Raw genomic sequence first — 18,943 nt, forward strand, 5'->3', positions numbered from 1 at the left:
ATATGGATACTTATAATAATATTGATAAGTTAGGCCACGTACTATCTAAAGAATTAGCACTAGATTTATTAAGTGATTTACTTGAACTTGGAAGTCTTGAAAGTCTAGCTACTATATCTGATAATGATGATCTTAAAATATATCAACTAAATTATTTATTTGCAATGCTTCAAGATTATTTTATAAATAGCCCAGACTTTTCCCAAGCTGAGGCAGATTTAATAGTTCCACATTTAATAAACTTTAAATTATTTTCAAATATTTATATATCAGGTGGCTATAATAAAACTTTACAAGAAGATGAAATCAATCTATATAAGAATTCTATAAACTTTTTAAGTAAAATACATTAAACTATTACAATAAAATTTTCAATACCTTTCTAGACATATATTCCATCTAATAAATATTATTTATATAATATTTATAGCTAAAACCATTTAATATTTACATTATTCATACAAAAAAGCTCTAAAGAAAAAAATACTTTAGAGCTTTTTTATTATATATACTTTTTCATTAATAAAATTCACTATCGTACCTTAATCTGCTTTGTATTTATCATTCTATTATATATATTTTTAACTACAATAAATAGTCCTATTCCCAACACTGTCCCCAAGGTATTCCAAATTATATCATCTATATCAGCATATCTTCCACTGAAATATTGCAATATTTCTATTCCTAAAGAAAATAAACTAGCTATAATAGTTATTTTAAATATTTTTTTCTCAGTTATGTTCTTAAACATAAAGAAAAAACCAAATGGAACAAAAAAGATAATATTTAGTAGTACTTGCTCTAAAACTCCCATTGGATAATTAATGAAATTTGATAAAATACTTACTAATGGAATTAAATTTGGTGTTAATTTCATAGAACTAAAACTAAATAAATTCTTTGATAGAACTTCTGTTAAAATCAAAACACTAATTATATATCCTGTAAAACAAAAATCAATAAAATACTTATATTTTGATTTATTATTTTTTAATATCATTTTATCTACTAATAATATTATTGTGTATATTGGAATTGTTAATATAAAAACCAATTTTATATTTGCTACTATAACCCCTTTAATCATCCAATATAATCCTTGCATTATCACTTCCCCCTTTTAATAAAATATACTATTAATCATACTCCATTTAAAGTAATATTTAAATAAATTTTACATTAAATAACAATGTGTATTTAGAATATTGATACTATGTTATGTATACTCTATTTAATTATTCTCAAATTAAACTTATTATTCAGAAAATAAAAAAATAGTATTAACCTTTTTATGATTAATACTACATATTTAAATCCTCAACTAAATTTTAAAAAAAGTTATTCTCTATTTGTTATCACATCATTTAATTTAGGTTTATAAATATTAGGAGACACCTCCATAGGATGTGCAACACCACCTATTACATATACAGGACCACCTTCAATTTTATAATAATCACTATTCATTATAAGTTTACCATTTTTATCAAATGCAGCAAATAAATCATCTACATCTTCTAGACCTTTTAATGGTTTTCCTTCAACAAAGTAATATAAATTATCAGCCTTACTTTTAAACCACCTATCCTTCATCATATCTTCATTAGTATAATCAAAGCTTATTAAATCAGATTTTATAAATCCAACTCCATCCATCATATCAGTATCATGCTCTTGTAAAAAATTATTTATTGTAGTACTAGCCCTATGATATTTTATTTTGTACCAAGCTATCATTGCTCCTTTTGGATAAAATTCTTCTAAAATATCTATCGGTTCATTATTATTTAATTGTGCAATTACTTTACATTCAGCACTTTCTCCAGGTAGCACTTTTACCTCTACAACTTCACCATCTGGAATATTTATATTAGCATATCTATTAAGTGTTGTAGGATTTAAAATTTTTATATAATCTCCTGATACAAATGCTTCACTATTTTCATATTTAAATTTATACCAAGTTGTTTCCTCAACTAATATTTTTCCTATGATTTCAATTAATTCTTCATCATTCAATTTTCCAAGAATATCACACTCTGTACCTGTTCCTATACTTTTTCTTACATGTACATATCCTATTGAACTATCTACTTGTCCAATAATACTGATATTTTCTATAAGTGAATCTTTAATCATCAAAATTCCTCCTTTGTAAAAAATCTAATACTATATAGTAAATCTATTCCTATTATAACAATATTATAAATAATAATTTATACTACTTTGTAAATTCAAATTCTATTTTTTTAGATATTATTAACATTATTGGCTTTTTAATGTTGTATATACGAAATTAGATTTTAATAATTAATATGTAAAATATATCTAGATAGATTTAAAAATTAATATACAAATTAAGGAGTTATTATGAAAAAAATATTAGTAATTATAACAATTGTAATATTAGGTACTATAGGTTTCTTTGTTGGGAAAAATCTATTATCTTCTAAAAAAGTAATAGCAGAACCTCTATCAATGAATAATACTAAAGCAAGTGAGGATAACACTACAGCTAAAACAAATATAAAGAATACCATTACGTCTAATGTAAATTCAGATATAAAAAATACGAATACTGATAATAAAAATAATCATAATATAATATCAGTAAATAATTCTTCTAATAGTAAAACTTCCAATTCAAGCAATAATAAAAATATAACTTCAAAACCTTTAGATAATACAGAAGCTGGAACTATATCTTATAATGTTCCAAATTATTCTTATTCTAACGATACTATTCTTGTAAAAAACACAACAGGTAAACCTATATCATCAACTCAGTTAAGTAAATATATAAAATCTTGGATTCTAGTTGGACAAAATAATTATGCTGGGCTTTTTGGTGGCTTAGGAACATTTTGGGCAAAACCTTGGCTTGATAAAGTTCCTGCTTCAGTTGTCAAAGAGGCTTTTGTAAAAGCAAATGGTGTTAATGCACTTTCTAATAACATTACTGCAATTGAATTTGTGAAAACTACTCAAGAATTAGATGTAGTTACTGCTAAAGATGTACCATTTACATTAGCTCAAGCATCAGTACTTATAAAAGGTATGTTACAAAAAGATGGGTATGCAGATCCAAGTCAAGTTGTAAAAATAACTTTTCAAAAAGGTGCTCCTGGATATTACTTAGTATATACTAAAGAATCTCTAAAATATAATACTTCTTATTGGTGCGTATATGCCAATACTGGATATGCTCATGGCTAAATCATATTTAAAGATTTAAAATTTATAAATCATAAAATTTAAACTAAGATAATCCATTAATTTTAATAAAATAAGAAAGATAGATAATTTTTAGTATTCTCTCTTTCTTATTTTAACTTTTAAAATATTTAATGACTTAAATATAATTTCTAATTCTTTATTATATTATTTATCTTCACTTATTTTTTTATTTTTAAGTCCTAACTCTTTATATTTTTCTATTTTCATATCTAAATGCTCTAATGTAGATTTCATTTCATTAAATTTTTCCATCAATTGTCTACGCTGTTCAATTAATATTTCTCTTCTTGCTTCAATAGTTTCATCACCCTGTTGATATAAAGTAACATATTCTATTAATGCTTCAATAGGAAGTCCTGCACTTCTCATACATTTAATAAATTCAACCCAACCACAATCTCGTTCTGTATAATCTCTAATCCCACTTTTATTACGATTTACTTTAGGAATTAAACCCACACGCTCATAGTAACGAAGTGTATCAGCTGAAAGTCCATATTTTTTACTTACCTCTGTAATTGTCATATAAAATTACCTACCCTTTCTTAAATTTTCTTATTAAATAGCCACATAAATAATCTTATATATGAATTATATTACTTAGAGTTAGATTCAAGTCAATATACTTTTAAATATTTATTCTTATTTATTTTCTGGAATAATTTCATTTAAACAAGCAATTGCATTTAAGCTTCTTGGATATCCTACATATGGTATTAATTGAGTAACAACGCTAAGTAAAACTTCTTTATCATTTCCAACATTTAAATTACCTACAATATGTGCTTTTAATTGTGACTCACATCCACCTAAAGATAAAATCATAGAAAATGTTAATAACTCTCTTGTTTTTATATCTAGTCCTGTTCTTGTATAATAATCCCCAAAACAATTAGCAGATAAATATTTTTGAATATGAATCTGATTTGCTGGTGATTGTTTATACATATTATCAATCACATCTCCAAATATATCTTTTTGTACTTTTAGACCTTTTTCATATCTTGTTTCTAGTGAAGTTGTTGATTGTCCTTCTAACGGCAGTTTAACTCCTCTTCTATCTAATATTTCATTTGTTATATTTATAAACTCAAAGACCTTTGCCATTCCTACATATGGAACTGCTTGATATACTATTTCTTTTACCTCAATTTGTGTTATTCCAATATCAAGTGCTCCATCTAACATAATTTTATATTGACCTAATCCTTGACTAGCAATTAATGATGCTAAAATAACCATTACTCTATCTTTTTCAGATAAATTCCCATAACTAACTACTTCATCAAAAGCAAAATTTTCAAATATCTCTATAAGTTCAGGATCTGTCAACTCATAATTTTTAAATAACTCTACATAATTTTTCTTTTCATTTTTACTTATTCTCATAAAATTACTTCTCCTCTATAAAATTTTTTTTCTCAAATAATCTTATACTAGGAATTATAGTCCTCGGAGTTAACTTCAAGTCAATACACTTTTAAACTTATTTTTTAACTTCTTATTAAACAAGTACCTATTACTATACCTGCTATTATAAATATTGAACCTAACATATATATTCATCTTTTAAAATTATTATTAATATTTTTTCAGTATCTTAAATAAATAATTATTTAAATATATATCCACTAACTCATAATTAAAATTATTCAAATATAGAGATTTTTAATTATAAGTACTATTTGAAAACCTAAAAAAAGGAGTAAACTCTTGATACTTTTTCAAAAGCCTACTCCTTTTATATTTACTCCATTAATTAATGATATGAATCTTAATCTTTAATATTTTCTCCACTTATTTATAAACTTTTTAGCTCAATCCTGAGAAATAATTTACAATTTCTATACCTTTATCTCCTTCTGGGTCTTCTGCAAGCAATTTTTGTTCAGCGTCATAAAGTTATTCCACTAACCCCAACTCTTCCCAGGTACTCATTCTTTCTCGTACCGCTTTCAATGGAATTGTATTTAAAATAAAATCCCAAAAATCAAACATATCACTTCCTATTAATCCATAATCACTATAAATCTTACCTGATTCTGATATATATACACAATAGTCACCACACCCTCCTACACGTAAAACTTTTTCATCTAATACCATACTTATTTCTGAAGCCCATCCTTCACGATAAGAATTTTCAAATAATTTTTTTACATTAAAAGAATACTTTGAATAAGATCTATACTTTACTTGTAAATCTCTAAACTGTTCTAAAGACTCTTTTGCCTTTTGAAATACTTCTACATTATATTTATTATAAACTTCTAATATATCTGTTAAATCTATTTCTCTACCTTCATACCATCCAGACTCTTCTAATATTTTTCTTGATTTTTCATTCATTTTACTGCCTCTTTCAACCTATAATTAAACTATATTATATCTTATAAGAATATTTTTACTATCACTTATACTTTTTTATACTCTTGTATAATAGCTCTTAAATCGTCTTTTAAAGCTATAATATCTTTAATATCATTTAATTCTTCTTTAGTTAATTTAATTATTTCATCATTGCTTATACTTTTATTACACTTTTGTATAATGTTAGAATTATCTTTTAGCATCATCCCTTTTTTTCTATAAACTATAAACTCTTTATCAAAAATATAATTTCCTCTAGATAATCTACTTGAGACTGTACGACGTGATACCCCCAGCTCCTAACAAATTTTATTAACTGAAATACTATTATTTTTCTTAAGTTCTGAATTAATAATTTCAACAAATTTACTTGTATCAATATATTTTAAATCCATCTAAACACTCCTTATACAAAAGTATAATATTAAAAATATTTTTTATTTATATTAAATCTACTACATCCATATCTATAAATAATCAACTTTTTAATCTAAATGATATAATTTTTTAAATTCACTTTCTGATATATCTTTCATAACTAAATACTTTATATATTCACTTAAATTTTTAAATCCCCTTTTTTTCTGATAGATATTTAATTTTGGTCTCAGCTTCTTTATTGATCCTTATTTACAAATTACTATCTAATACTTCCTTTTTCTCCATAATACTCATCCCTATAACAAGTTTTTTAAATTATTATAGTATTCCCTATTAACTTCTATCAAACATTGTAGAATCCCTTTAAATTTCTTCTCAATTATTCAACATAATAAGACTTAAAATAATTACTATTAATTTTCTTTCTAAATAAAAAACAGTATCATTAGTATTGATACTGTTTTTTATTTTATTTAATTAAATTCTTTATTTAATAATTTAATTATAAATTCCTCACGTAAATTAAACTTCTTTGCAATATCATTATTAGAAAATCCTTCTTCTTGTAATTTTAAAATCTTATTTTTTAATAATTTTCCATGATAATACTCTTCAAAATTTTCTCTATGAACTTCTTTTAATATCTTTTTAATTTTTATCATCTTTCTTAATCGCTTGTTTAAAAAAAGGGAATCAATTTTATTGATTCCCTTAAGTAAAATTCTTAGCTCAATCCTGAAAGATAATTATAAAATTCTATTCCTTTATCTCCCTGTGGATCTTCTGCAAATAACTTTTGTTCTGCCTCATCAAGTTTTTGCTCTATCCCCATCTCATCCCAACTCTTCGTTCTACTATATCTTTCTTCTAGAGAAACTGTTTCTAAAATAATATCTAAACATTCATATATATCATTTCCAACAAAACCAAAACTGTCATAAAAATTTCCAGATTCAGATATATATAGATGATTTTCATAACCACTTGTTGCACCTATCTTTAAAACCTTTTCTCCTAAAGTTAGTTCTAACTGACGTGCTAACCCCTCATAGTATCCTCTTTCAAATAAATATTCTACATCTAAAATATGAAATGGAATCATCTTTTTTCTATCAACTATAGACTTTGTATATATTATAATATTACCAAATTCCTCAAGATACTGCTTAGCTTTGGGAAATACTTCTTTACCTGATTCTTCATAAATTTTAACAATATTTGATATATCTATCTTTTTCCCTTCATACCATCCTGCTTTTTTTAATAATGTTTCTGTTCTTTTATTCATAATGTTTCCTCCTAAATTTAACTATTTAATAAAGTTAATATTAGTAATTATAACCATCTTCTAATAAAAGCTCTATCATCTCTATTAATTCATTTTTTTCTTGAAGTAATTTTTTTAAATATTCCCTATTATGCATATATCTCACCCAATAAAGTTACTACTATTTATTTTTATATTTCTCCATAAATTCTAGTAAAGCCATACTATATAAATCTTGCTGCTTATATTCCTTATATTCTTTACAAAATTCAATCCACTCTGAATTTATATTTGAATACGTCTTTATAAGTCTTGTCTTAATATCTCCATTAAACTTATTAGAATCAATTTTAAGAATATTTCTACTATCACTTATACTTTTATTATACTCTTGTATAATAGCTCTTAAATCGTCTTTTAAAGCTATAATTTCTTTAATATCATTTAATTCTTCTTTAGTTAATTTAATTTTTTCATCATCACTTATACTTTTATTATACTTTTGTATAATATTAGAACTATCTTTTACCATAATCCCTTTTTTTCTATAAACTCTTAACTCTTTATCAAAAATATAATTTCCTCTAGATAATCTACTTGAAACTGTCCGGCGTGATATTCCAAGCTCCTGACAAATTTTATTAACTGAAATACTATTATTCTTCTTAAGTTCTGAATTAATAATTTCAACAAGTTTACTTGTATCAATATATTTTAAATCCATCTAAACACTCCTTATACAAAAGTATAATATTAAAAATATTTTTTATTTATATTAAATCTACTACATCCATATATACCATAACAATCAGCTTTTTAATCTAAATGATATAATTTTTTAAATTCACTTTCTGCTATATCTTTCATAACTAAATACTTTATATATTCACTTAAATTTTTAAATCCCCTTTTTTCTGATAGATATTTAATTTTAGTCTTAACTTCTTTATTGATCCTTATTTGCAAAGTACTATCTAATACTTCCTTTTTCTCCATAGTATTCACCTCTATAACAAGTTTTTTAAATTATTATCTTATTCCCTATTAACTTCTATCAAACTTTGTAGAATCCTTTTAAATTTGTAATGCACGCATTATACATTTAAAATCTTGCATTACAAATATTAAATTCTCTCTTAATTATTCAACATAATAAGACTTAAAACAACTTCTATAAAAATTTAACTTTCTCTTGAATACTATAGATTTTTTCTATACAAAATAAAAAAGTAGTATTAACACTGATAGTATTAATACTACTTTTATTTTATCTAATTATAAAAATTTTCTTAAATCTCTTCAATATTAGCTGTATAGTTTTTTAAACTTAATACAATAAAATTCCAGCTATTAAATTGCCCATGTTACTGAAATAGCAATAATTCTTTTTTCTAATTTTTTAGTGTTATCTCCTTTATAAAATCCACATCAAAATAATACAATCTTTATTCTAAATTAAGTTTAAATTATCTAAATTAACTCCAAAATTAGTTGAAAAACAGCTAATTAAAGGAATTTCATAATCTAAAATATTATTTTCTAATAGTTCAAACTTATTAAAATATATATTCTTCCAATGAGTTGTTTTTGTATACTTACGTCTTTCAAATAAATTATTATTAACTTCTTCCTCTTTAATTCTATTTTTAAACTTGTAATATGATTTAATAAAATCACAACATAACAAAATAAATTCCTTAAATTCAAATTTAAAAGTTTTATCGTCAGCAAATAGAATATTTAATTGTATATTTTTTTCTTCATCCACTTCAAATAAAAATTTATAACCATCACATACAATTGTACTAACTTTCATACAATCATTTCCAAGTAAAGATTTAGCTCGTATTATACTATCAAAAATCAAACTAGTTCCATTATCTCTAAAAACTTTATATATATACTCATAATCTATATTAGAAAACTTATATTTTTCTAATATATATGTCTTAAAATTATCCATAATTACACCTCTATTTTATAAAATAAGATCTATATTGTTTTCTATTAAACTTAATAATTCAAAACTTTCTAAAATAGCTTCATTAGATAATTGTCCTGGTACTGATGCAAAATATAAACCTAATTCATTTGTAATTTTACATATCACGCTTATAAATTCATCACAGTTACAAGAAATCATATAATTGGTTTTCATAACTTCTTCTAAGTCATACTCTGTATAAATTTTACCTCCTAAATCTTTATCATATTCTATATTAAAGTCAGTTTGAATATTATCTTCACTTTTATAATATATTTGATTATTTTCGATAAGTATAATACCTCCTAAACTTAACATAATAGCTTCTTTTGTAGCCTTATGTTTATTAATTGCTATAATTAACTTTAAAATATCCTTATTAGTAAAACTATCAAACAATAATTTACTAATAGCTAATATACTAACACTACTATACTTTTTATAAAACTCAGGATTTTTTAACTCAATTATTCCTTTCTCCCTATTATATTTAAATTTATGATTTTCAGGCATTAAATTCACTCCAAATTATATTTTTACTATAAGTTTGAACTATAAATTTGTCTATTTTATGACAAATTTTATTCTAAATTTTCTTCTCCTTCAGTATCTTCATCTTCATTTTCATCTTCTCCATCTATTACTTCTTTTCCTTCTGGTTCATCATCAGCACTTGAAGTTTTATAGTTTATATCTTTAATAAATAATAATTGAAATGGGGTTAATCTATTTATCATTGCCATACATAATGGATACGCTGTTATAATTTTATTTGTATTTTTTGATATCACTATTTTTATTATTACATTTTCAACTCTTATTAAAACTTCTTCTGAATATGGTATCCTCTCCTCCCCGGAATATTCTGCTCTTGTTCCTTGTTCAAATCCTGCTTTAATTATATTTATAATTTTTTGTGGATTCCATTCATCTGGAAACCAAGCATGTTCACCTTCCTTTATAATTCTCACATTATTATAATTTTCAAGTGGTCCTTCGTATGCACGTGTTCCATCTATAAAAATTTTTTTTGCTGGTTTTAACATCGGATCAAATTTTGCCCAATTAACATGTCCTCCTGAAACAACCCATTCATTATTTGATATTATCCTTCTAATCTCACCTCTAAAAATATGCAATAAAGATTTAATTGTGAATATATCTGTATTTTTATATCCATCAAAAGGTGATACAGCAAATTCTGCATATTGATTGACATTACCAAATGTCGCCACAGCATCTTCATCAATAAATGCTAAACCAAATTCAGTTTCTACACTTTGTTTATTAACTAAAAGCTTACCATTTTTATCAAAAACTCTAAATAAGTCATCAATAGTCCAAACACCTGTTAATGCTTTTCCATCTACAAAGTAATACCAATTACCATCTTTACTTTTAAACCAACCACTTCTAACACTAATATCTTCATAATCAAAAGTTACTAAATCAGATCTTATAAATCCAACTCCATCCATTACTTCAATACTATTTTTATGATAGTTTATTTTATACCATGGTTTTACTGCTCCTTTTGGACAAAACTCTTCTAAAATATCTATTGGTGTATTGTTGTCTAATTGTGCTACTACTTTACATTCATCACCTGTTCCAGGTAATTCTCTTATATGTGCCCATCCAACACTTGGACTATTTATATTTCCATATCTATTTATTGTTGTAGGATTTAAAATTGTTATATAATCACCAGATGCAAATGCTTCTCCATTTCCATATTTTAATTTATACCATGTTGTTCCTCCAACTGATGTTTTACCTGTAATTTGAACTAACTCTTCATTATTTAATTTTCCAAGAACATCACATCCTACACCTGTTCCTGCATTTTTTCTTACATGTAGCCATCCAATACTTGGACTATTTACTTGTCCAATAGCATTATATGAAGATACATTAGTATTTCCATGTTGAGATGATGAACTGCTACCTTGTCCTGCCTCATTTCCAAATAAATTCATTATTGCTGTATAAGTTCTTCCTGCATAATCCCTATGATCACATTCATCTATACTTCTTGTATTTTTTGGATACTCAACTAATACAGCTCTTGTATTACTTAATGATTCTTGTGCCCAAGTTGAGAAAAATCCATCTGCCATAGTATAGTATACATCTCCATTAAATTGAGCATTAAAGTATCTTCCTATCGCTTGATTTCCTTGTGTCATTCCCATCCATCCATGAAAATCTACTACTACCATTTGATTTGAACCATTTATATGCTCACTATGAATCTTTTCTACTATATTTTTTAATGCTATTGATTCTGGCGCACCAAGTGGGCTTGCTCCTACATAGTTTCTTGTATTATATAAAGGTCTAAATCCACTTGGGAAACATCTATTCATATCTATTCCTGTTGTTACAGTACATCTACCTGGTCCATCATTTGTTATCCCATTAAATGTTCCATCTGGATTTGCACAGTTATTTACATACACTGTCCAACCATAAAGATCTCCAGTTGCTGATATTTTTCTTATTAACTCATTTGCAATATTTACAAGTGCTGTTCCATCGTGATTCCAATCATCTTCAAACCCATGTATAGCAAAGTTAGCAAAAAGAACATTACTTCCATTACCTATCTTATATACATTTAGCGGATGTCCAAGTGGACTTGTACCATAAGGAATCTTTTCAACATTTGCAGGAAAACTTTGATATAATAAATCACCTGCTGATGGAGTAGCTTGTGGCTTGTTTCCTGGGAAATGAACAAATCCATTTTTATTAAGCATATCCATTCCACCATTTTTACCTGGTGCATCATATACTACACAGTACTTTCCATCCTTTTCATAAAGTAATGTTGCTGACTCATATGGATCTATTGTTCCAAATTCTTTTGTACATTCTACATCTAAATAAACAGTTTCAGGTGTTGAACCATTTACCCATTGATATGGATTTAAGTAATTTATTATTTTAGTACTATTAGTTACATACCCTTGTCTTATATCATTTCCAGCTGGATATTGTATTAATGCAAGTTGTTTACTATAACTAATATCTAATACTGTTATTTCATCTCCTATACTTGTTTGTCTACCTGTAATTATTGTTCCATTTTTATCTCTTATATATAGAAAATCATTTTTAACAACTGCATTTGCAGGATAAGTACGTCCTCCTGGAACTATTCCACCTGCTGGAATACCATTAATTAAGCTTCCTCCACTCGCTAAACATCTTCCTTGTGTTATTTGAGCTGATATTCCACCAGAATAATTTACAAATCCAGATTTAGTGTATGGTCCTTTATCTGTACTATAAACAACACTATATCTATCTCCAGCTTTATAAAGGAATATTGCTCTTTCATGTGGATTAAGACTTCCTAAAACAGCATCTCCTGAACAACTAAGATATACAGTTTCTGTTGTTGATCCATTTTGCCAGAAATTATTTTCTAAGTCACTGTATTCTATCTTACTTAAACTATTAGTTATATATCCTTGTCTTACTTCATTATTTCCTACTGGATATTGTATTAATGTGAGTTGTCTTGTATATCCTATATCTAGTACAAGTATTTTATCCCACTTGTTAACATAATGCCCACCTGGTGCTACATTTCCTTCAGCATCTAAAATAGGTTCTCCTGGTCCTATATAAGTAGCATTTGGGGTAATACTAAATCCATTTGGAACTATACTACCTGGGGTAATACCCATAATTTCTTCATAAGTCATTTTTTCATCTCTCCTTTAATTTTATCTTTTGTATTTTTTCTTTGGCTCTTAACGACCTTCACTTATAGAAACGAAAGTTATGTTGTTATTAGCAACGTGTGATTAAATTTTTTATTTTTAATCAGTCCTTTTATTACCTCCTCCTTTCTCACCTTTTAATACGAATGAACAATATTATTTAGCAACTTATATATAAAAAAAGATGAGAAAAATAAATTTTCCTCATCTCTTGAACTTTATAAAGTTTTATTTTAAATATTTAACAAGAACTCAGCTAAATATTCAGTTTTATTTTATACAATTATGAATCTCATATAACTTAATTTTACTATTACCATAAATCTATAATATTTTCTAAAAATTAAATACTCTATAAACATATTCTCTAACTCTTATTTTATTTAAAACTAAATTAATATGTATTATTTAATCAACTATATTTTTTATTAAAATTAATTAAACTTATTTAATTAATCCCTCCTAAACTTTTCTTTAATTTATATAAATAAAAAATTAGGAGGGACTAGCAACTTTCATTAAACTTTTAATTACTTTCTTTTAAATAAATATCTATAAAATTTTTAGTTTTATATAAGTAATATACTCCTTAATATTCTTTTAAATAATCTGCATACATAAAGCCACCATGTTCACCATAATATGTTGACCACCACTGTCCAACTTTACAATCTAATTTTATTTTATCTCCTTGTTTAACTTGCCCTATAACTGGATACTCAAGTCCTGCTCCACTTCTAACATTTAAAATACTAGCTGTAACAATTGCATATTTATCATTATTAACTAAGTTATTAGATGATTCTATAACTTGAGTATCTTCACCTGCTATTCCATCAGCAATTAATTGCCCTATAAGTTCTGCTCCTTTTTCTTTATAAATGGCTACATCTTCTGTTGCTTCACAAAAACAAGTTTCAACAATAATAGCAGGCATAGATGTTTTTCTTAGTTCATATAAATCTGGGTTAATTCTTACACCTCTATTTTTAAATCCAGTTCCATCAACAACAGTTTTAACTATTCTATTAGAAATAACCTCAGCTTGACCTCCTTGTCCATAAATCCAACAAGCATGTCCTAATGCCCCTTCATAATGATCATAAGCTTTATCAAAATGTACTGATATAAATAAATCAGCATCAAAATCTTCTGCTTTATTAACTCCAAGTTCTAGATCTGTTAAAACATCACAATCTCCTGGTGTTACATCAATAACATCATATCCCTTACTTCTAAGTGCTTGTATAAGTGAATCTTTAACTTTTCTATCCTCAGTAGTTTCATCAATTAGAGCAGAAGCTCCTGTTGCTTGAAAATTATGTCCTCCTCTAACTGCAATTTTCTTAATCATAAAAATTCCTCCTTTATTTAAAAATAAATTAATGCTTACCTGGTAAATCAATCCCTGTTGTTGCTGGATTGTTTAATATACCCAAAATCACAAAAATCGAACATATTGCTTTAACTGTGGTTAGAATTCTATTACTATCAACATTTACATGGTTAGCTGTAAGAATCACAATAATTAAACTAGTAATCCCTACAATAGATCCTACATTATTTAATTTCTTTAAATATGTCATTACCTTCTTAATAAAATCACCCCCTTAGAAATAAAAAAGTCTAATAAAACTTACTCAACTATATAAACGAAATTTTATTGGATTTTAGCAACTTTTTATTATATTTAATAAAATATTCAATTTTCAAATAAGAAAGGCTTATATAGAAAACACTCTATATAAGCCTTTTTTAGTATATCTTATAATTATTAACCTAGATTAATAAATATAAGCCACATTAGCTTTACTAATAAATAATTGATATCTATTTATGTAATTTAAAGATATTATACTAGACTAAATATACACAACAAGCCAATTGGTCCAATTTACCAATATCATTTTTATATTTTTTGTTTTATAATCTTCTCTAGAATTTAATTCTCACTAATTAGTATTCGCACAATACTAATTTATTTTGAGTTATAGCTTTTCGCAAGGAAGCTATAGCTCTATTTTTCATTGAATTTACAGCTTGTCTGCTAATATTCATAATCTTAGCAACTTCACTATCAGTAAAACCTTCAATAAACTCTAATGAAATAACATATCTTTGCTTTTCACTCAAATTTTCAATTAAAGTATAAAATTCATTACTTAAATCATAACTATCAAAAGATAAAAAATTATTAGTTAAATTTTCAATACTAACTTCTCTATCTTTAATTTTTAAATATTTTCTAAAAATATCTGTCCTTTTATTTACAAGAGATTTTATTATAAATCCTTTTATATGATTATCATTACTAAACTTATCTAAATTAATTTTATATATAAGTTCAATAAAAAATATTGTTAATTCAGACCTTAGTCCCTCATAAATATTATTTGAAGAGATATTATTTATTATTTCAGTAAATTCATTAACCATCTCCTCTATTCTTTTTTTATCCTTTGTTTTTTGGATATCTTCTATAGCTAAAAAATAATTACAAGTCATAATATAATGACATCCTCCTTCTTCATTTGTATATAAATAAAAACGAAAGAGAATCCTTTTTAGCAATATAATGTTATTTTTATTACAAATACATATCATTTTTACCATTAATTTATTACATTTAAGGTTTTCCCTCCAAATATTTAACTAAATAATAAAAAACCCCCACTATGGAAGTTTTTTATCTAAGTTCTCATTAAAGTTATTTTTTATAAATTATAAACAAAAAATCTATATTAATTATTTAATAATATTAATATAGATTTTCAATTAAATCTACCACTTATCTTTTTATCTATTCCTCTTAAAATATTACTAAAAAAAGTCCATGTTTAATCCTTTTTAGTCCATCATTATAGCCATAAATAAAACTATACAAAGAGAATTTAATATATAAGCTATATATTTAAACTAAAAAATTTTAATATATTTATATAAGTAATAATAAGGATTTAAACTATTTATTACACAACTTCTATTCAATGAAAATAAAATTTTCTAAAATTAAAAATGAGGAATAGTAAAAACTATTCCTCATAAATATAGATCTATATATTTATCATCCTAAATCTCAAGGCTTTTAATGTTAATTATTTTTTATGTGAACTTTACAGCTCGTTTAACAACATCAAAAAAGCTCAGTGACTTAACCATATGATTAGAATCAACATATTTTCTCATGGTACGAAGTACCTTTTTTGTTTCTTTAGAAGAAAAAGTATAGGTACCATTTTTTTTAGTCTTAATTGCATATCGTGGAATCCATTTTCCTTTTAATACAACAGATGCAATAATATAATCAACTTCTTCCCAAGGAATTTGAATAAATTTTCGATAATCTCTAGAATTATAAAATTCAAACCCTTTATCACCAATCATTATTTTTCCATAATCAGCAAGACCTGCAAAAGATGTTGCATCAACTACTAAATCCACTTTTGTATTAAGTGATTGAACCATAAATTTTACCTCTTTTCTACTTAATTATACACGCTTATTTTATCTATATATCCCTAAAAAACTCAAGAGATATCAGTAAAAAATAGATAAATATAATTGTTTTAATTATTAAATTAAATCTTAAATTTATTCATTATCCTCTTAGAGTTGACTAATTATTATTACATTAAACCTATTAAATGGAATATAATACCAAGTGCAAATAAAGAAAGAATTATAGCAATTGGAGATACTTTCTTTTTAAGTAACCACATACAAAGGAATGTTAGTAATAATCCTGCAAGTCCAGGAATTAATGAATCTAAGTTATTTTGTAAAGTTGTAACCTTATCAGGAGTTAATGATAATCCAGCTGCTTGTTGTAATAATGCTTCTTTAATACCATTTGCTCCAGCAGGAAGGTTACTCCAATCAATATAAGCACCTGGGCTTAATTGAACAGATGATATTATTGGTGTAAATTTAATAGATACCCATCTATTAACTAATGCACCTAAGATGAACATACCAAGTATAGATGCACCTTTTGTAATATCTTGTAATAAACTACCTGATAAATCCTCCGCAATACGAGAACCTGCTTTATAACCAAATTCTTGTGTATACCAAGTAAATGCCATACGAATAATGTTCCAACCTAGGAAAAATATAATCGGTCCTAATATATTACCACTCATGGCAAGTGAAGCTCCTAAAGCTCCTAATATTGGTCTAACAGTAAACCAGAAAACAGGATCTCCTATACCAGCTAAAGGTCCCATCATACCAACCTTAACCCCTTGGATAGTTATATCATCTACTGGTGCCCCATTTGCACGTTCTTCTTCTAATGCTAATGTTACTCCAATAATTGGTGATGCTACATATGGGTGAGTATTAAAAAATTCTAAGTGACGTGTTAACGCGGCTGCTCTTTCTTCTTTAGTTTTATATAATTTTTTAATTGCAGGTATTAAAGAGAATGCCCAACCACCATTTTGCATTCTTTCATAATTCCAAGATCCTTGAATGAAAAATGAACGCCACCAAATAGAAAGACGATCTTTTTTTGTTAATTTTATATTCTTATCCATTTCCGTCTTCTCTCCCTTCTTAATATCTGTCAATAATATCGCCTATTGGATCTCCCATATTTGATCCACCATTACCTGAGCCACCTTTTTTGCTAAGTGCTAAGTAAATAAGAGCTAAAGCTACACCAATTGCACCTAATCCTATAAGTGTAAGTTGATGAATAGTTGCTAATACAAAACCAATTGCAAAGAATGGCCATACTTCTTTTGTTGCCATCATATTAATTACCATTGCGTAACCAACAGCTACAACCATTCCACCACCTATTGCTAAACCATCTGTTAGCCAAGCTGGCATTGAAGTAAGTAATGCACGAATAGGACCAGCCCCTATTACTAATATTAAGCCAGCTGGAAGTGCTATACGTATACCTTGCATACAAATAGCAATAATATGCCACATTTCAACTTTTCTTATATTTCCCTCTTTAGCAGCAGCATCCATAAAATGTACAAATGCTGTAGCTATTGTACGACAAATAATTGTTAATAATAATCCCGCAACTGCTAATGGAATTGCTATAGCAATTGCTGAAGAAATTCCTTCCTGTCCTTCACCACTAAGAACTAAAATAATTGCAGCTGCAACAGATGCTAATGCTGCATCCGGTGCTACGGCAGCCCCTATGTTTGCCCAACCTAAGGCAATCATTTGAAGACTACCTCCTAAAATTAAACATGGTACTAAATTACCTGTAACTAATCCGATTAGAGTACAAGCAACTAGAGGTTGGTGAAATTGGAATTCATCTAGGATTCCTTCCATCCCAGCTAAAAATGCAACAATAATAACTAATATTATTTGAAATATATTTAAATCCACTGTTTTTAATCCCCCTTTATATTAAAATAATTTAAATTATTTTAATTTATTTAATTCCTCTTGTGCTTTTTTAAGAATTTCATCCATATTTCCTTTTGAATCATTTGGAACTTTACGGACATCGAAATCCAATCCAGCTTTTTTAAGTTTATTAAAAGTATCAATATCTTCTTGGCTAAAAGCAAGTACCTTATTGGGTTGAACTTTACCTGGAGAATGTGCCATAGACCCAACATTAACTGTCTTTATAGGTACTCCTCCCTCTACTGCTCTAAGTAAATCTTCTGGATTTTCAAAAAGAAGTAATGCACGTTGTCCACCAAAATGTTTATCATCTTTTGCAAGTTTAATCATTTGACTAATTGGAACAGTATGAGCTTTAACTCCTGGAGGAGCTGCTTGTTGAATTAGTTTTTTACGAAGTCCATCTTTAGCTACATGGTCTGATACAACAATAATTCTTGTTGGTTTCACTGTTTTTGTCCAAGCAGTTGCTACTTGTCCATGAAGTAGACGTGAATCAATACGAGCTAAAACATATTCAAAAGATCCAGGTGCACCTACATTAGACTCTTGAGTAGAAGCTACAGAAGATTTATCTGAATT

22 protein-coding genes are annotated in these 18,943 nt (G+C 26.2%); 2 read left to right on the forward strand and 20 right to left on the reverse strand.

Annotated features, from left to right (window positions below; all coding sequences use genetic code 11):
• Positions 1 to 2 precede the first annotated feature (2 nt).
• Positions 3 to 353 carry a hypothetical protein gene (locus tag BN8917_RS12855; protein ID WP_141668670.1) on the forward strand — a complete coding sequence of 117 codons (351 nt, stop codon included), beginning with the start codon at positions 3 to 5 and terminating at the stop codon, positions 351 to 353.
• A gap of 179 nt (positions 354 to 532) precedes the next feature.
• Here the strand turns inward: BN8917_RS12855 and BN8917_RS12860 are convergent, their stop codons facing one another.
• Positions 533 to 1,108 (reverse strand): VanZ family protein, encoded by a 576-nt coding sequence (locus BN8917_RS12860; protein ID WP_066874997.1) that lies wholly within the window; start codon positions 1,106 to 1,108, stop codon positions 533 to 535.
• Between the two features lie 233 nt (positions 1,109 to 1,341).
• Positions 1,342 to 2,142: an SH3 domain-containing protein gene (locus BN8917_RS12865; protein ID WP_066874998.1), complete on the reverse strand. Its 801-nt coding sequence runs from the start codon at positions 2,140 to 2,142 to the stop codon at positions 1,342 to 1,344.
• A gap of 231 nt (positions 2,143 to 2,373) precedes the next feature.
• Between BN8917_RS12865 and BN8917_RS12870 the strand changes: the two genes are divergently transcribed.
• Positions 2,374 to 3,219, forward strand: coding sequence for a hypothetical protein (locus tag BN8917_RS12870; RefSeq protein WP_066874999.1), 846 nt, complete (start codon positions 2,374 to 2,376; stop codon positions 3,217 to 3,219).
• Between the two features lie 165 nt (positions 3,220 to 3,384).
• Here the strand turns inward: BN8917_RS12870 and BN8917_RS12875 are convergent, their stop codons facing one another.
• From BN8917_RS12875 to BN8917_RS12955, 18 genes are all read right to left on the reverse strand, one after another.
• Positions 3,385 to 3,765 carry a MerR family transcriptional regulator gene (locus BN8917_RS12875; RefSeq protein ID WP_066875000.1) on the reverse strand — a complete coding sequence of 127 codons (381 nt, stop codon included), beginning with the start codon at positions 3,763 to 3,765 and terminating at the stop codon, positions 3,385 to 3,387.
• Between the two features lie 117 nt (positions 3,766 to 3,882).
• Complete coding sequence (locus tag BN8917_RS12880) at positions 3,883 to 4,629, reverse strand: carboxymuconolactone decarboxylase family protein (RefSeq protein ID WP_066875007.1); 747 nt, start codon at positions 4,627 to 4,629, stop codon at positions 3,883 to 3,885.
• A 513-nt stretch (positions 4,630 to 5,142) separates the two neighbouring features.
• Positions 5,143 to 5,589 carry an SUKH-3 domain-containing protein gene (locus BN8917_RS12885; RefSeq protein WP_066875009.1) on the reverse strand — a complete coding sequence of 149 codons (447 nt, stop codon included), beginning with the start codon at positions 5,587 to 5,589 and terminating at the stop codon, positions 5,143 to 5,145.
• A gap of 65 nt (positions 5,590 to 5,654) precedes the next feature.
• Positions 5,655 to 5,816 carry a hypothetical protein gene (locus tag BN8917_RS14440; RefSeq protein WP_207644772.1) on the reverse strand — a complete coding sequence of 54 codons (162 nt, stop codon included), beginning with the start codon at positions 5,814 to 5,816 and terminating at the stop codon, positions 5,655 to 5,657.
• A 648-nt stretch (positions 5,817 to 6,464) separates the two neighbouring features.
• Positions 6,465 to 6,653 (reverse strand): hypothetical protein, encoded by a 189-nt coding sequence (locus BN8917_RS12890; protein ID WP_066875011.1) that lies wholly within the window; start codon positions 6,651 to 6,653, stop codon positions 6,465 to 6,467.
• A 62-nt stretch (positions 6,654 to 6,715) separates the two neighbouring features.
• Positions 6,716 to 7,279, reverse strand: a complete 564-nt coding sequence (locus BN8917_RS12895; protein ID WP_066875012.1) for an SUKH-3 domain-containing protein — start codon at positions 7,277 to 7,279, stop codon at positions 6,716 to 6,718.
• 160 nt (positions 7,280 to 7,439) lie between these two features.
• Positions 7,440 to 7,982, reverse strand: a complete 543-nt coding sequence (locus BN8917_RS12900; protein WP_066875014.1) for a helix-turn-helix domain-containing protein — start codon at positions 7,980 to 7,982, stop codon at positions 7,440 to 7,442.
• 92 nt (positions 7,983 to 8,074) lie between these two features.
• Positions 8,075 to 8,254: a hypothetical protein gene (locus BN8917_RS12905; RefSeq protein WP_066875016.1), complete on the reverse strand. Its 180-nt coding sequence runs from the start codon at positions 8,252 to 8,254 to the stop codon at positions 8,075 to 8,077.
• A 454-nt stretch (positions 8,255 to 8,708) separates the two neighbouring features.
• Positions 8,709 to 9,221: a hypothetical protein gene (locus tag BN8917_RS12910; RefSeq protein ID WP_066875018.1), complete on the reverse strand. Its 513-nt coding sequence runs from the start codon at positions 9,219 to 9,221 to the stop codon at positions 8,709 to 8,711.
• 15 nt (positions 9,222 to 9,236) lie between these two features.
• Positions 9,237 to 9,755, reverse strand: a complete 519-nt coding sequence (locus tag BN8917_RS12915; RefSeq protein WP_066875020.1) for a hypothetical protein — start codon at positions 9,753 to 9,755, stop codon at positions 9,237 to 9,239.
• 68 nt (positions 9,756 to 9,823) lie between these two features.
• On the reverse strand, positions 9,824 to 12,958 hold the full coding sequence (locus tag BN8917_RS12920) for an EndoU domain-containing protein (protein WP_066875022.1): 3,135 nt from the start codon (positions 12,956 to 12,958) through the stop codon (positions 9,824 to 9,826).
• 607 nt (positions 12,959 to 13,565) lie between these two features.
• Positions 13,566 to 14,330, reverse strand: a complete 765-nt coding sequence (locus BN8917_RS12925; RefSeq protein ID WP_066875023.1) for an N-acetylmuramoyl-L-alanine amidase — start codon at positions 14,328 to 14,330, stop codon at positions 13,566 to 13,568.
• A 28-nt stretch (positions 14,331 to 14,358) separates the two neighbouring features.
• Positions 14,359 to 14,499 (reverse strand): phage holin, encoded by a 141-nt coding sequence (locus BN8917_RS12930; protein WP_235830014.1) that lies wholly within the window; start codon positions 14,497 to 14,499, stop codon positions 14,359 to 14,361.
• A 433-nt stretch (positions 14,500 to 14,932) separates the two neighbouring features.
• Positions 14,933 to 15,481, reverse strand: a complete 549-nt coding sequence (locus BN8917_RS12935; RefSeq protein WP_066875027.1) for an RNA polymerase sigma factor — start codon at positions 15,479 to 15,481, stop codon at positions 14,933 to 14,935.
• Between the two features lie 597 nt (positions 15,482 to 16,078).
• Positions 16,079 to 16,441 (reverse strand): DUF956 family protein, encoded by a 363-nt coding sequence (locus BN8917_RS12940; protein ID WP_066875029.1) that lies wholly within the window; start codon positions 16,439 to 16,441, stop codon positions 16,079 to 16,081.
• Between the two features lie 161 nt (positions 16,442 to 16,602).
• Positions 16,603 to 17,514: a PTS system mannose/fructose/sorbose family transporter subunit IID gene (locus tag BN8917_RS12945; protein WP_066875508.1), complete on the reverse strand. Its 912-nt coding sequence runs from the start codon at positions 17,512 to 17,514 to the stop codon at positions 16,603 to 16,605.
• A 19-nt stretch (positions 17,515 to 17,533) separates the two neighbouring features.
• On the reverse strand, positions 17,534 to 18,337 hold the full coding sequence (locus tag BN8917_RS12950; protein ID WP_066875032.1) for a PTS mannose/fructose/sorbose transporter subunit IIC: 804 nt from the start codon (positions 18,335 to 18,337) through the stop codon (positions 17,534 to 17,536).
• Between the two features lie 36 nt (positions 18,338 to 18,373).
• Positions 18,374 to 18,943: PTS sugar transporter subunit IIB (locus BN8917_RS12955; RefSeq protein WP_141668679.1), on the reverse strand; the 570-nt coding region annotated here is incomplete at its 5' end.

The sequence above is a fragment of the Clostridium mediterraneense genome (assembly GCF_900091705.1).
GTDB lineage: Bacteria > Bacillota > Clostridia > Clostridiales > Clostridiaceae > Sarcina > Sarcina mediterraneense.